The 13,568-nt window shown below is 51.7% G+C and carries 14 protein-coding genes; 7 read left to right on the forward strand and 7 right to left on the reverse strand.

Annotated elements, in window-relative coordinates; all coding sequences use genetic code 11:
- Window position 1 precedes the first annotated feature (1 nt).
- Window positions 2-307: an ArsR/SmtB family transcription factor gene (locus ACWAU4_RS00095; RefSeq protein WP_025011827.1), complete on the reverse strand. Its 306-nt coding sequence runs from the start codon at window positions 305-307 to the stop codon at window positions 2-4.
- A 228-nt stretch (window positions 308-535) separates the two neighbouring features.
- On the opposite strand from ACWAU4_RS00095, the gene hemG reads away from it, so the two are divergent.
- Entirely contained in the window at window positions 536-1,075 is a 540-nt protein-coding gene (gene hemG / locus ACWAU4_RS00100; RefSeq protein ID WP_054745270.1) for a menaquinone-dependent protoporphyrinogen IX dehydrogenase, read from the forward strand.
- Window positions 1,076-1,214: 139 nt separating this feature from the next.
- Entirely contained in the window at window positions 1,215-1,748 is a 534-nt protein-coding gene (gene speG, locus ACWAU4_RS00105) for a spermidine N1-acetyltransferase (protein ID WP_454290401.1), read from the forward strand.
- A 6-nt stretch (window positions 1,749-1,754) separates the two neighbouring features.
- Here the strand turns inward: speG and ACWAU4_RS00110 are convergent, their stop codons facing one another.
- The 5 genes from ACWAU4_RS00110 to def are packed head-to-tail and all read right to left on the reverse strand — an operon-like array spanning window position 1,755 to window position 7,412.
- A complete protein-coding gene (locus ACWAU4_RS00110; RefSeq protein ID WP_208125334.1) occupies window positions 1,755-3,197 on the reverse strand; it encodes a TrkH family potassium uptake protein in 1,443 nt (480 codons plus the stop codon).
- A 10-nt stretch (window positions 3,198-3,207) separates the two neighbouring features.
- Window positions 3,208-4,617 (reverse strand): Trk system potassium transporter TrkA, encoded by a 1,410-nt coding sequence (gene trkA, locus ACWAU4_RS00115; protein ID WP_025011823.1) that lies wholly within the window; start codon window positions 4,615-4,617, stop codon window positions 3,208-3,210.
- A 9-nt stretch (window positions 4,618-4,626) separates the two neighbouring features.
- Entirely contained in the window at window positions 4,627-5,925 is a 1,299-nt protein-coding gene (rsmB, locus tag ACWAU4_RS00120) for a 16S rRNA (cytosine(967)-C(5))-methyltransferase RsmB (protein ID WP_144128917.1), read from the reverse strand.
- Complete coding sequence (gene fmt, locus ACWAU4_RS00125) at window positions 5,922-6,875, reverse strand: methionyl-tRNA formyltransferase (protein WP_144166260.1); 954 nt, start codon at window positions 6,873-6,875, stop codon at window positions 5,922-5,924. The genes rsmB and fmt overlap by 4 nt, the downstream gene beginning before the upstream one ends.
- Window positions 6,876-6,902: 27 nt before the next feature.
- The gene (gene def, locus ACWAU4_RS00130) at window positions 6,903-7,412 is read right to left on the reverse strand and encodes a peptide deformylase (RefSeq protein ID WP_025011820.1); all 510 of its coding nucleotides are present in this window, start codon (window positions 7,410-7,412) and stop codon (window positions 6,903-6,905) included.
- A 126-nt stretch (window positions 7,413-7,538) separates the two neighbouring features.
- On the opposite strand from def, the gene ACWAU4_RS00135 reads away from it, so the two are divergent.
- Genes ACWAU4_RS00135 through ACWAU4_RS00145 form a run of 3 tightly spaced genes read left to right on the forward strand, consistent with a single transcriptional unit; the run spans window position 7,539 to window position 10,218 of the window.
- Window positions 7,539-8,639: a LysM peptidoglycan-binding domain-containing protein gene (locus ACWAU4_RS00135; protein ID WP_025889800.1), complete on the forward strand. Its 1,101-nt coding sequence runs from the start codon at window positions 7,539-7,541 to the stop codon at window positions 8,637-8,639.
- Window positions 8,636-9,739, forward strand: a complete 1,104-nt coding sequence (gene dprA, locus ACWAU4_RS00140) for a DNA-processing protein DprA (protein WP_454290402.1) — start codon at window positions 8,636-8,638, stop codon at window positions 9,737-9,739. The genes ACWAU4_RS00135 and dprA overlap by 4 nt, the downstream gene beginning before the upstream one ends.
- A 2-nt stretch (window positions 9,740-9,741) precedes the next feature.
- Window positions 9,742-10,218, forward strand: a complete 477-nt coding sequence (locus ACWAU4_RS00145) for a DUF494 family protein (RefSeq protein ID WP_025889803.1) — start codon at window positions 9,742-9,744, stop codon at window positions 10,216-10,218.
- A 205-nt stretch (window positions 10,219-10,423) separates the two neighbouring features.
- Here ACWAU4_RS00145 and ACWAU4_RS00150 read toward each other — a convergent pair whose 3' ends face one another.
- Window positions 10,424-12,181 (reverse strand): collagenase, encoded by a 1,758-nt coding sequence (locus ACWAU4_RS00150; RefSeq protein ID WP_208125335.1) that lies wholly within the window; start codon window positions 12,179-12,181, stop codon window positions 10,424-10,426.
- A 162-nt stretch (window positions 12,182-12,343) separates the two neighbouring features.
- Between ACWAU4_RS00150 and ACWAU4_RS00155 the strand changes: the two genes are divergently transcribed.
- Window positions 12,344-12,907 carry a DNA topoisomerase family protein gene (locus ACWAU4_RS00155; RefSeq protein WP_025889805.1) on the forward strand — a complete coding sequence of 188 codons (564 nt, stop codon included), beginning with the start codon at window positions 12,344-12,346 and terminating at the stop codon, window positions 12,905-12,907.
- A gap of 82 nt (window positions 12,908-12,989) precedes the next feature.
- Complete coding sequence (locus ACWAU4_RS00160; protein ID WP_107006259.1) at window positions 12,990-13,553, forward strand: L-threonylcarbamoyladenylate synthase; 564 nt, start codon at window positions 12,990-12,992, stop codon at window positions 13,551-13,553.
- The last annotated feature ends 15 nt before the right edge of the window (window positions 13,554-13,568 follow it).

A 13,568-nucleotide genomic window follows, 5' to 3' on the forward strand; every position in this document is an offset into this window, starting at 1 on the left:
CCTAAGCGCAGTACTTGCGGTGCAGGATAGAGATGACCTCTGTGACCTGCTGGTTCTTGAGCGAGTAGTAAACAACCTGCGAACTCTTGCGGGTTGCCACCAGATCTTCGGCACGCAGTACTGCCAGATGTTGTGACAGAGCGGACTGGCTCAGGGGCACGGTTTCATTCAGTTGCGTGACGCTCAGCTCTTGATCCAGTAGTAGGCAGAGGATCATCAGGCGGTAAGGGTTGGCGATGGCCTTGAGCCATTTGGCAGCGTTTTCCGCATTGGAAAGCATGGCTGCGACATCAATATCTTTTTGCATCAGCTTGGAACCTCTTCGCCTTTTGATTAGGTTATTCTAATTGAATGGGGAGATGAGCACAATCATCAGTCTTTTATCTGGATCGCAATTCTAGCCTGAAAAATACCGATACAGCGCAATTTGCGGCAATATTCTCAAGAGTTGAAGCCGATTATGTGATCTCTCAACTTGTTCAATCCGGGCGACAAGCTACACAATTTAAGTTACAGACACTCAATAGGCGAACTTATGAAATCCATTCTTGTGCTCTACTTCTCCCGTGGTGGCCACACTGCCAAGATCAGTCGCTGTATAGCTGAAAGACTACAGCAGTTGGGTCATGAGTGTGACAGCATGGATTTGGCTGCAGCCGAGGCGGAAAACATCGACTGGCAAAAATATGATGTCGTGGTCCTCGGTGCTTGTGTGCTTTATGGCACCTACGACAAGAGTGTGTTCGCTTTTTGCAGCAAACACCAACAGGTGCTGGCAGAGAAAGGACTCAGCTTCTTCTCTGTTAATGTGGTGGCCCGCAAGCCGGAGAAACGGATCCCGGAAAACAACAAGTATCTGCAGAAGTTCATTGCCCTGTCGGATTGGAAGCCCAAGGATGTGAAGATTATCGCCGGTAAGGTGGATTACCCCTCTTGGGGCTGGCTGGACAGCTTTATGATCCGGCTGATCATGAAGATGACCGGCGGGCCAACCGATCCCAAGACGGTTATCGACTACACGGACTGGGAAGACGTAAAGCACTATGCCGAGTACCTGAGTGACTTGGCTTCCTGATAGAGCCGATGTTTTCCAAGCGCAGTCATGGTACTGCGCTTTTTTGTATGTGTGGAAAAGGTGACTGCAAGGTCAGCACTGTGTGCCTGTTGCCCGCTTAATATGGGCGGCTTTATTGGTACGACTTTTAGGGGGGGTCATGAAAGACGGTGAGATTCGCCTGCGTGCGTTGGAAAGAACAGACCTGAGATTTATTCATCAACTAAATAACAATCGCATCATAATGGCTTATTGGTTTGAAGAGCCTTATGAATCGTTTGATGAGCTTGAAGAGCTCTACAACAAGCATATCCATGACAAGACAGAGCGGCGCTTTATCGCAGAAAATGCTCAGCAGCAGACCATAGGTCTGGTTGAGCTGGTGGAGATCAATGACATTCATCGCAATGCCGAGTTTCAGATAATCATAGCGCCTGAGTTTCAGGGGCGAGGCTACGCCAGGGCCATGGTTAACAAGGCGCTCAACTACGCCTTTACCATACTGAACCTATACAAGGTTTATCTGCATGTGGCCTTGGAGAATGACAAGGCGTTACAACTCTATCAGAAGTGCGGCTTTAAAGAGGAAGGCCATCTGGTGCAGGAGATCTTTATCAACGGCCAATACTCGGATGTCAAACGCATGTATGTCCTGCAGACCGATTATCTACAGCTGAATAAAATTCACCCATAGATAATATCAGTATTTCCAGAAGCTGGGATGGAACAAGACGGCGACAGTCAGGATCTCCAAGCGGCCCAGTAACATGCCTATCGACAGTGCCCATTTGGCCAAGTCCGGCAGGCTGGAAAAGTTGCCTGCTGGGCCGATAACAGGGCCAAGCCCTGGGCCGACGTTGGTCACTGCCGTGACTGCGCCGGACAGGCTGGTGACAGGGTCAAGACCACAAAGTACCAACACCAGCGTCAGCATCACGATAACCAGCATAAACAGCAGTGCGAAGGTCACCAAGGAGCGCACAATCTCTTCATTGATAGGTCGGTTGTTGTAGCGCTCGCGGAAAATGCCGTTGGGATGAAACTGCTGCTTCAACTGTTCGCGCATGATGGCGCCGGCGATCTGGAAGCGGAATATCTTGATGCCGCCGGAGGTTGAACCTGAACAGCTGCCGACAAACATCAGGAACAGAAAAGCGATATTTGCCAGCGCCCCCCAACTGCCATAGTCGGTCAGGCCATAGCCTGTGGTAGTGACCACGGAAACCACGTTGAAACTCGAGAGCCGCAGGGCGTCAATAAAGGCTATTTCACACGAACTGTAGAGCCAATAAGCCAGAGAGAAAGACACCAGCAGCAGAAAAAGAATAAAGCCTTTCACTTGTGCATCATTCCAGACCTTGATACTACGTTGCTGCAGACTCTGAACAAACATCAGCAGCGGCAGGCCACCGGCCGCCATAAATACCACGCCGACCCAGTGCGCCGCCTTAGGAAAGGCTGCCATGGAACTGTCCGAAGTCGAGTAGCCCCCAGTGGAGAGCGTGGTCATGGCATGGTTGAGCGCTTGAAACCAGTTCATCCCCGCCAAGTGATATGCCAAACCGCAGCATACTGTCAGCCCCAAATACACCAGAAACAGATATTTGGCCAGGCTCTGGGTGCGGGGGATGGCCTTGTCGGACCAATCTGAGGATTCGGTTCTGAACAGCCGCATCCCCCCTACGTTGAGAAACGGCAGAATGGCCACCGCCATCACAATAAAGCCTATGCCACCGAGCCACTGCAACAGCGAACGCCAGACAAGAATGCTGTGATCCATGCTGTCCAGCCCGGATAGTACAGTGGAGCCTGTGGTGGTGATCCCCGACATGGTTTCAAAGAAGGCATCGGTATAGCCAATACCGTGATACAGGGTAAAGGGCATGGCGGCGAACAAGCTGACAATAAACCAGGTGAGACTGGTCAGCAGGAACATGTCGCGGATATTCAAATTAAGCTGCTGTCCTTGGCCCCTGTGCATACAGATACTGGAGACAGTACCTGTGACCAGCGCCGATGCCATGAAGGCTGCCACTGTTTCTTCGCCGTAAAACAGGGCGAAGAAGAGTGGAATAAACATAAAGGCCGTCAGCATGGACAAAAACAGGCCTAGGATGAATAGTAGTGGGCGAAAATTCAGCATGGCCAGAGCCTTAGAAGAAGAAAGCGCTCGGCTGGAACAGTTTTTCCACTTCGCCGATAAACTTCTTGTTCACCAGGAAGAGAATGACATGGTCTCCCTGTTCGATAACTGTCTTATCGTGGGCCATCAAGACTTCATCGTCGCGGACTATGGCGCCTATGGTGGTACCCGGTGGTAGCTTGATTTCGCCTATCTGTTTACCCACGACTTTGCTGGTGCTGGAATCACCGTGGGCAATGGCTTCAATCGCCTCGGCAGCGCCTCGGCGCAGTGAATATACGTTGCAGATATCCCCCTGGCGGATATGGGTCAACAAGGCCGAGATGGTGGCTTGCTGCGGTGAAATGGCGATATCTATATTGGCTTCCTGAACAATATCGACATAGGCTTCACGCTGAATAAGCACCATCACTTTCTTGGCACCCATACGTTTGGCCAACAGTGCCGACATGATATTGGCCTCGTCGTCGTTGGTGACGGCGATAAACACATCGGTTTGATCTATGTGCTCTTCCATCAGGAGTTCCTGATCGGAAGCATCACCGCAGAATACCGTAGTATTTTCCAGCTTTTCCGACAGCGCCTCGGCTCTGTCCTGACGATGTTCTATCAACTTGACCGAGTGATTACGCTGTAGCTTCTTGGCCAGTCCCAAACCTATGTTACCGCCACCGGCGATCATGATATTGCGGTAACTGTTATCCAGCTTCTGCATCTCACTCATTACTGCCCGCACATGGCGACTGTCGGCGACAAAGAACACTTCATCATCGGCTTCTATGATAGTGGTTCCCCTGGGCATAATCGGCCGTCCCTGACGGAAAATCGCCGCTACCCGGGTATCAATATTCGGCATGTGTTCGCGCAGTGCAGCCAGCGCGTTGCCCACCAATGGGCCGCCATAATAGGCGCGAACAGCCACCAGGCTCAGTTTTCCTTCGGCGAACTCCAGAACCTGTAAAGCCCCGGGATAATCTACCAGGCGTTGTATGTAAGCGGTTACCAACTGTTCGGGGGCAATCAGCTCATCTATGATGAAACCACCCCGGGTACGAGGTTCATTACTCTTGGTTTCACTGTCGATAAACAGCTTATCCTGCATCCCCAAGTACTGCTCTGACCGAATACGGGCTATCTTGGTTGGTGTGCCAAACAGGGTATAGGCAATTTGACAGGCGGCCATGTTGCATTCGTCGCTGTTGGTTACAGCGATCAGCATATCGGCATCTTCGGCGCCGGCTTCTTTCAAGACGCCTGGGTGGGCTCCGTGACCGACAACCACCCGCAAGTCATATTTGTCTTGCAGTGCCCTAAGGCGGTTTCTGTCACTGTCGACTATGGTGATATCGTTGTTTTCACCCACCAGGTTTTCTGCAAGGGTGCCACCGACCTGACCTGCGCCCAAGATGATTATTTTCATGGCCTCGTCTTATCCCTGAAGTTTCGACTTAACGATTCGCGCGTAATAAAACCCGTCCATATTGTCCTGTCCGGGCAAGATTTGCCAGCCTATCGCATCTGACTGGTCTGCCTGAGTGATAGCTTCCAGCCGGGCATCCGGCGTACGCTCCAGGAAGGCGACAACTTGATCGCGGTTTTCCTGTGGCAGGATAGAGCAGGTGGCGTATAACAGTACACCGCCTGGCTTCAACCACTGCCAGCAGTGATCCAATATCTGTTGCTGCACCTTGGCCAACTCCTCAATATCCTGCGGCTTACGCAGCCACATGATATCCGGATGGCGCCGAATAACGCCGGTAGCCGAGCAGGGAGCATCCAGTAATATGCGATCAAACTTGCCACCCTGCCACCATGAAGCAATATTTGCGGCATCGCCGTGCACCAACTTGGCATTCAGTTGCAACCTTTGCAGGTTCTCGGCAACTCTCTGCAGCCGTTTGTTGTCGTTGTCGACCGCCACCAGTTCTATGTCCGGACACAGCTCCAGCAGATGGCAACTCTTGCCTCCCGGAGCGGCGCAGGCATCGAGAATGGTTTCGCCCGCTTGAGGTGCCAGCAGGGTGGCGGCCCATTGAGCAGCACCATCCTGCACAGACACTGAGCCTTCGCTAAAGCCTGGCAGAGTGGTGACATCGCAGGCTTGCTCGAGCAATATACTGTCTTCCCCCTGACCTGGAGTGGCGGCAATTTCGGCTTCAGCCAAGTGTTGCAGATATTGCTCACGGCTTTGGGATAAACGGTTGTTGCGCAGCCACAGTGGCGGCCGCTGGTGACTCTGCTGCACCACTTGTTGCCAGTTTTCCGGATAGGCGGCAGTGAGCGCCTTGAGGATCCAGTTGGGCGTATTGTGTTCCAGCACAGGGTTATCTGTGGCCAGTGGGCTATTGTCTCGCTGGATATTGCGTAAAACGCCGTTGACTACCTTGACCAGGTTTTCAAACTTCAGCTGACGACAGGCTTCGGCAGTTTCCGAAATGGCTGCATGGGCCGGTATCCGGGTGTAATGCAATTGGTAACAACCCACAAGAAGCAGCTGGTGGACGATACGCTGTTTCCCTTTGAACTGTTTACTGAGGCAGTCGCTGACTCTCTTGTCCAGTTGTGGCAGGGTGCGCATTACGCCGTAGCAAAGTTCGGCCAAAAGCGCCTTGTCTTTGCCGCTGTGAAGCTGCTGCTGTTGTTCGGGCAGGGCAACCGAGAGGGACATGCCCCGTTCCAGTACCTGAAAGATGGCCTTGGCGGCAAGGGCTCTGAGATTCTGCCTCATGATGCTTGAGCCAAATTCTTACCGGGCTGGAACCATTCGCCCCTGGCGTTGAGAATATCGGCGATATCCAGCGGTTTTTTCCCTGGCAGTTGCGCCTTTTTCAACACCAATAAGCCATCGGCAGTGGCAATGGCTAATCCTCGCTTGTCGGCGCGCACCACTGTGCCCGGCTCAAACTGCTCGGCGGACTCTTCCACTTCAGCCTGCCAGATCTTGATATTTTGTCCCTGGCATTCAAAGTAGCTCACCGGCCATGGGTTAAAGGCGCGGATCTCCTGCCACAGATTGCGGGCAGCCTTATGCCAGTCGATACGGGCTTCCTCTTTACTGAGCTTTTCGGCGTAGTTGGCCAGTGATTCATCCTGCGGCTCGGCGGTTAGCTTGCCTTCGGCCAGAGCTTGCAGAGCTTGGATCAGTGCCACCGGTCCCTGTTGGGCCAGTTTTTCATACAGGGTTGCTGAAGTGTCGTCATCGGCTATCGGCAGCGAGGTCTTGAGCAGCATGTCTCCGGTATCCAAACCGACATCCATCTGCATTATGGTGACCCCGGTTTCTTTGTCCCCGGCCCATAATGCTCTTTGGATAGGCGCCGCACCGCGCCAGCGCGGCAGAATAGAGCCGTGAACATTGATGCATCCCAGGCGGGGAGCCTGCAACACTGCCAATGGCAGGATCAGGCCATAGGCGACCACCACCATGATATCGGCACCCAGAGCTGCCAGCTCCTGCTGGGCTTCTTCATTGCGCAGCGACTTGGGTTGATAGACGGGAATATCGTGTTCCAACGCCAGTGCCTTGACCGGGCTGGGGGTTAGCTTGTGGCCTCGTCCGGCGGGCTTGTCCACTCGGGTATAGACGGCGATGACTTGATGCTCTGAGTCCAGCAGCGCCTGCAGGTGGCGCGCTGCAAAGTCCGGAGTACCGGCAAAAATGATCTTCAGTGGTTTCAAAATAGATCCTAATTATTCGGGATTAATTCAGGCTTTAGCTTCCTGACGTGCCGCTTTTTCCAGCTTTTGTCTGATCCGCTGACGTTTCAGTGGTGACAGATAATCAACGAAAAGCTTGCCCTTTAGATGATCCATCTCGTGCTGAATACAGATGGCAAATAAACCGTCTGCTTCAATAGTAAATTCATTGCCATCACGGTCGAGCGCCGTCACGGTAATAAATTCGGCTCTATCCACCTTGGCATAAATACCGGGTACAGACAGACAACCCTCTTCATTACAGAAGTCGCCACTTGCGCTGATAATTTGGGGGTTGATAAAGACTTTTGGACGTTCGACATCGTCCTGCAAGTCCATCACAATCAATTGCTTATGAAAATCGACTTGAGTTGCAGCCAGACCAATACCCTTTTCTTCGTACATGGTCTCGAACATATTATCGATTTGCGTCTGCAGTGCAGAATCAAATTCTGTCACGGGCTGGGCAATCGTGCGTAATCTCTCGTCTGGGAATCGTAATACTTTTAACAGGGCCATAGATAAACTCTTAACAAGTCTGTCAAATCCGTGCCAGTTGGTTATACTGACTTGTGCTATTGCGTTAATTTTAATCCTTAGCGGCTATCAATAACAGCAAAAGCTCTCACTAATGAGCCAGACAACATGGAAGCCCCCATGAAACGGTTAATTTTACTCGCGTTACTGACATTTAATTGCGCCTTCGTTGCAGCAGATACCCTGACATTAAAACCCGGTCATCCTGATACTTATGTGGTCAAGAAAGGCGATACCCTTTGGGATATATCAGCATTGTTTCTCAAAGACCCATGGCGTTGGCCCAAACTCTGGGGCGCCAATCCCCAGATAGCCAATCCACACCTTATTTATCCCGGCGATCGATTAACACTGGTGTTTATCGACGGTGAACCCCGGCTGGTCAATAAACCTCATGTTCGCAAGAGCCCGGCCGGAAGGGTTCAACCCAAAGGCGGTGCCATTCCCGCGGTCGATTTGGCCTTGATTCAACCCTACCTGGTGCAAAACCGGGTGGTCGACCCCGAGTGGTTCAAGGAACAACCTATGGTGCTGGGGGGAGAAAGAGATTCCCGTCACCATGTGATGGACGACATCATCTATATCCAGGCCAATCTGCCACAAGGCGATAAGGTCGGGATGTATCAGCCCGGGCGCGAATTTACCAATAAGGAAACCGGTGAGTTGCTGGGTCAGGAAGTGATCCTCAGTGCCAGCGGCCGAGTGGTGGAGTCGGGTGAGGTTTCCAAGGTGAAGCTGCTCAACAATTTCCGCGAAACCAAAGCTGGTTTCAGAGTGTTGGCGATAGAAGACGACTCCTTGTTGTCTGCCTACTTTATTCCCAAGGCCAGCGATACCGAGGGCGCCAAGGTGTTGGCATCTGAACGTAAAATTCGCGCCATGGGTAAACTGGATGTGTTTTATCTGGATCGGGGCAGCCGTGAAGGCGTAGAGCCCGGCGATGTGTTCTCTATCTACAAGGACGGTGCCGAAGTGGTGATCAACGGCGATGGTATCCCGGTGCCACCGACCGAACGCTCTGCTTACGACAACCTGATGGCCAAGATGGGCTCAGACAATGCCGTTAAACTGCCCGACCTCTATCGCGGTCAGGTAATGGTGTTCAAGGTATTCGACAAGACAGCTCTCGGGCTCATCATGGTGAACGAGAGCCCTGTCAGGGTTGATGACCTTTTGGTCAAGCCTGACATATTACTGAAAGGTGAATGACGCATAATAGTCTGGTTGATTGGCTGGTTGTCGCTGCGGTATCTGGACTGGGACCCCTCCGGATAAGACAATTACTCTTGCACATGGATGTGGCTGAGTTGAGACAGAGGCTGGAACATGAACCCCAGTCTTTGCCAATAAACCAGACACAGCTCCAACGCTTGGAGTTGGCTCCTGAAAAAGTTGACCAAGCCTTGCAATGGCAGCAGGGTGCAGAGGACAGATATCTAATCTGCCCCGACGATCCCTTTTACCCGCCATTGTTGAAACATATCCCAGATTTTCCTCCGATTTTGTTCGTCAAAGGACAGGTTGAAACCCTGCTGCAACCCGCGCTGGCCATGGTCGGCAGCCGCGATGCCAGCCGCGCCGGTTTGTCGCTCGCCTGGCAGTGGGGCGCCGAACTGGATGCCCTGAACATCAGCGTATGCAGTGGTATGGCTGCCGGCATAGATGGCGCTGCTCACCGGGGAGCCTTATCGTCAACCGGCAAGACTATCGCAGTACTGGGAACCGGAATTGACGAAATTTACCCTCGAAGGCATAGAGCCCTTTATGATGATATTCAAGTACATGGCGCTGTTATCAGTGAACTTTGGCCTTCTGTCGGAGTATTTTCCGGGAATTTCCCCAAACGAAACCGTATAATCAGCGGCCTTGCAATGGGAACCTTGGTGGTAGAAGCCCGTCGGCGCAGTGGTTCACTGATCAGCGCCCGTTTGGCGGCAGAACAAGGCAGAGAAGTCTTTGCGGTTCCGGGTTCCGTTATGGGCGATGAACACCAGGGATGCCACGATTTAATTCGCAATGGGGCAAAACTTGTGGAATCTGTGGCCGATATAGTGGAAGAGTTGGCGCCTTTATGTAGCTGCCACCTTGAAGACTTGCACAAGAGTCACCATATAAAACCAAGTGATAACTCTGAGTTGCCATTTAAAACGCTGTTAGCTAGTGTAGATTATGAGACCACACCTTTGGATGTTGTGGTGGAGCATAGTGGAATAACGTTGGATCTGGTGTTGGAACAATTGCTTGAACTTGAGTTGCAAGGTTGGGTTGCCGCAGTACCCGGTGGTTACGTTAGACTTAAGAGGAAATAGCCATGTTTGATATCCTCATGTATCTGTTTGAAAACTATGTTCATAGTGAAGTTGAAATGCTGGTCGACGAAGATGAGTTGACCAAAGAACTCACCCGTGCCGGTTTCCATCAGTCCGAAATCATCAAGGCGCTTTCCTGGCTTGAGCGGTTGGCCGAACTGCAGGAGAGTGATACTCCCTACCTTAGAGGGCATACTCAACATTCCTTCCGCATCTACACCAAAGATGAAATGGAGAAACTGGACGTCGAGTGCCGTGGTTTCCTGTTGTTCCTGGAGCAGATTCGGGTGCTGAATGTGCAAACCCGGGAGATGGTTATCGATAGGGTGATGGAATTGGACGAGCCTGCTATGGTGTTGGAAGACCTCAAGTGGGTGATTCTGATGGTATTGTTCAATGCGCCCGGTAATGAGTCTGCCTATGAGCAGATGGAAGATCTTATCTTCGAGCAACCCGAAGAAGGTCGATTACACTCCTGATTTGTTTTAGCTATGCCGCAGCAGCTTAATTTCCGGATTTAGCTGCCCGGTTTGGCTTTCATTAAGCGACCCCTTTTATTTCTACCATTCCGCAACTAAGCCGGTTTTTGTTCATATTCTTATGTTTTGGAAATACAGGCGCCAGACTTGCCGGCACCTCCCTAAACTCTTTCTTATCTGAATCAAGCATCCGATTACGACATTGTCAGTAGTGTTGATGACGGCCGCTGCTGGCCAAGTGTGCCGGCCGCAGGTAGTCACGATAGCTGTACCTATTGAGCTTGCGTATTGATGGGGCTGTATCCGCGTCACTGCTTTTGGCTGTTTGGGCCAGTTGTTGCAGCCACTGCTGGAAAGCAGGCTCCTTTGATGTTAAGGCCGTCAATTCTTGCTCATAACCGGCAAAATAATCCATTTTCAAGGCTTGGCTCAGGCGAACGAGTGCCTGAGGTTCTTGCTCTGCCAGGAAGCGGATAGCCAAGTAGCTCCAGCGGTAAGTACGATCTTGGCCGTCCTGGTACTCGGTGGCAAAAATACTCGCCAAGTCCAAAGCCTTTTTCTGTTCCAGGGCTTCAGTGGCCAAATCAATCGCCTTAGGATTAGTTTCTCCCTTGGAGATATATTCCGCCAAGCCTTCGGCCCACCACACCATTTTGCCTGGAAAATGGCCAAAGCCACCATATTTGACGAAGCGTCCGTCCAGATAGTGGATGTACTCATGGTTCAGGTTCCAAATGGCGAACTCGGGAGCGATCCAGAATTGGCGAAAGGCAAAGAAGCTGGCTTGGTTGCCAGGTTGCTGTGGTGTACCTTCTATATACATGCCGCCGTTGTCTGTACCTATATCAAACAGCAACTGCCCATAGGCGTTGTACTGGCTCCAGTTTTTGAAAGCTACAACTTGCAGCGCCTGGTTGTGATCGTTGGTTGTAGGTTGTTGCTCTGTTTTGAGCAAAGAGTGGAAATGGCTTTCCTGGGACGTTAGTCGCTGGCAGCTCTCGGCAAATTCAGCGGTGCTGAGATCCTGGGCGACGATAAATAGAGACTCTGAACATTCATGTCTTTGCGGTAGTACAGAGAGTAAGTCCGGTATGCGGCAAAGCTGAGTCTTCTCTTGGCAACTCAGTTGACCACCAAAGTGGTTTACATGGTATCCCAAGGTGTAGCTGTCTTTACCGGCATCACCTCTGGTGGCAATATCTTTGAGTGCCAGGACTTCGAGCTGTTTATCCAGAGCCAGTTGTTCTGGAGTCGGGGCATCGTCAGCTTGTTTGCCCTTGCTGGGGGTCAGTGCCAGGCGATACATGGCCAGGGCCCAATATGCGTTTTCCCGCTCCCATGGTGATCTGTCGCCAGCTACAAAACCCAAAAGATCTGCGTCGAGGTGCTGTTGCAACAGCAGCTTATTCAACTGGCCATCGAGCCGCTGTCGGCTCTGGTTAAGTAGAAATCCATAGGCTCGAATTGTCTCCCATAATGCATAATCTCTGGCTTCACTGGCAGTTTGTTTACCCAATCGAGACAGCTGGCGGGCGAGCCTCGGCAGTAGTGGTGCAAGTTTTCCGGCTTGCTGGTCGCTGGTGAAATAGAGATAGAGGGTTACGGCAAACTGCTCATCCATAGAAAAGTTTGCCTGTTGCGGCAACCTTGCCAACGCGTTGGCTATGGCCTGAAAATCTGTGTCGGTCAATTTATCGAAGGGACCGAAATAACTGTATCCCCTCAAATAAAACAGCCCTTGCTGCCACTGTGTCATATCCGTTGTGTTTTGTAGTGACGCGAGCACATGCTGCAATTGCACTGGGTTATAGAGGGCATCCGAGTGTTGCAGTAATTGTTCATGGGAAGCTGTCGCTATGGCGGGAGACAGATTCGTGGTCTGTGTGTGGCCGGCGCAGGCGCTGATCATTAGCGTCATCAGTATGGAAGCGAGAGATTTTCCTGGAGTTGTGAGCAGAGGCATAGAGAGGGTCCTTTTTGTTATTTTGGATACAATATATCTTCATCCGCACTGAGATCCCAGCCCCATTTGTCTTTGCTGTTTGATGACTCCTGTTGCAGGCTCCCTTTATCCGTGTGGCGCTGGTAAAATGTTCGCCTAACTCTTTTAACAGCGAGATGTGTCATGGCCAAGATAGACCAGCAGTTGTTCAATGCTCGGGCGCACGCGCTCGAGAAAGAATATGAACTTTGTCCCAAGTGCGGCAGTGAGCTCTCCGTGCGTCACAGTAAGCATGGTGGCTTCATTGGCTGTAATAATTATCCAGCGTGCGATTACACCCGGCCTTTGGTGCAGCACGAATCCATCGACTCCCAGCCTATTCCCGGCTCCGAGTGTCCCCAGTGCGGCCATGAGTTAGCGGTCAAGTCAGGGCGCTTTGGTATTTTTATTGGTTGTACCCAGTATCCACAATGCACTCATATCGAGCGACACGATCAGCAGGAAGAGGCTGAAAAAGTGCCTTGTCCTCAGTGTAATAGCGGAGTGCTTGAGCATAGGACCAGCAAGTTCGGCAAGAGCTTTTATGCTTGCAGCAACTACCCCAAGTGCAAGTTTTTGGTGAATTTTCCTCCTCGGGCAGAAGCTTGTCCTGAATGCGGTTTCGGTATTCTGGTAGAACGTAAGGGCGCTGCAGGCGACAGACTGGAATGTCCCCGTAAGGAATGTAAGTACAAGCGAACTCTGTGATCCGGCTCAATATGTGACTATAATCACCTCCGCTGTCGCCGAGGGCGCCCAGCCGTCTTTGTCTCTATAAAAGGTACACTCAATGCTGCACTTGCTCGCCGCCGGGAGTAAGCAACTGCTTCTGGATGGAGGGGTCATAGCGTATCCCACCGAAGCTGTTTATGGTTTGGGATGCGATCCCGATAATGAAGCCGCCGTTTCCCGAATTCTCGACATCAAACAGCGCCCCTGGCACAAGGGGCTTATCATGGTCGCCAGTGACTATCGGCAGTTGCAACCCTATCTGGACGAGTCTCAACTGAGTGATGAGCAACTGCAGCAGGCTTTTGCCAAATGGCCCGGACCTTTTACCTTTGTCATGCCGGTGCGTCAGGGAATGAGCCAACTGCTTTGTGGCCATTTTGACTCTATAGCCGTCAGGGTGTCGGCCCATCCGGTTGTCAGGGAATTGTGTGATACCTTGGGTAAGCCGTTGGTATCCACCAGTGCCAATTTGGCGGGTGAGCCGCCGGCACTGACTGTGAATGATATTGAAACAACTTTTGCCGGGCAGATAGATGCCCTTATCGAAGGGGAGTTGGGGCAGCAGCGCCAGCCTTCCACCATCATAGATATTCGCAGCGGCCAGATCCTGCGTAATGGCTAATAATTCCAAGCAAGA

The organism is Shewanella sp. FeAMO, from assembly GCF_053653955.1.

Excerpts from the sequence above, each read along its gene's own strand:
- ACWAU4_RS00150 (WP_208125335.1), bottom strand. The coding sequence starts at position 12,181 with ATGCCTCTGCTCACAACTCCAGGAAAATCTCTCGCTTCCATACTGATG.
- ACWAU4_RS00135 (WP_025889800.1), top strand. The coding sequence starts at position 7,539 with ATGGAAGCCCCCATGAAACGGTTAATTTTACTCGCGTTACTGACATTT.
- trkA (WP_025011823.1), bottom strand. The coding sequence starts at position 4,617 with ATGAAAATAATCATCTTGGGCGCAGGTCAGGTCGGTGGCACCCTTGCA.
- rsmB (WP_144128917.1), bottom strand. The coding sequence starts at position 5,925 with ATGAGGCAGAATCTCAGAGCCCTTGCCGCCAAGGCCATCTTTCAGGTA.
- def (WP_025011820.1), bottom strand. The coding sequence starts at position 7,412 with ATGGCCCTGTTAAAAGTATTACGATTCCCAGACGAGAGATTACGCACG.
- ACWAU4_RS00155 (WP_025889805.1), top strand. The coding sequence starts at position 12,344 with ATGGCCAAGATAGACCAGCAGTTGTTCAATGCTCGGGCGCACGCGCTC.
- ACWAU4_RS00145 (WP_025889803.1), top strand. The coding sequence starts at position 9,742 with ATGTTTGATATCCTCATGTATCTGTTTGAAAACTATGTTCATAGTGAA.
- speG (WP_454290401.1), top strand. The coding sequence starts at position 1,215 with ATGAAAGACGGTGAGATTCGCCTGCGTGCGTTGGAAAGAACAGACCTG.
- ACWAU4_RS00160 (WP_107006259.1), top strand. The coding sequence starts at position 12,990 with ATGCTGCACTTGCTCGCCGCCGGGAGTAAGCAACTGCTTCTGGATGGA.
- dprA (WP_454290402.1), top strand. The coding sequence starts at position 8,636 with ATGACGCATAATAGTCTGGTTGATTGGCTGGTTGTCGCTGCGGTATCT.
- ACWAU4_RS00095 (WP_025011827.1), bottom strand. The coding sequence starts at position 307 with ATGCAAAAAGATATTGATGTCGCAGCCATGCTTTCCAATGCGGAAAAC.
- ACWAU4_RS00110 (WP_208125334.1), bottom strand. The coding sequence starts at position 3,197 with ATGCTGAATTTTCGCCCACTACTATTCATCCTAGGCCTGTTTTTGTCC.
- hemG (WP_054745270.1), top strand. The coding sequence starts at position 536 with ATGAAATCCATTCTTGTGCTCTACTTCTCCCGTGGTGGCCACACTGCC.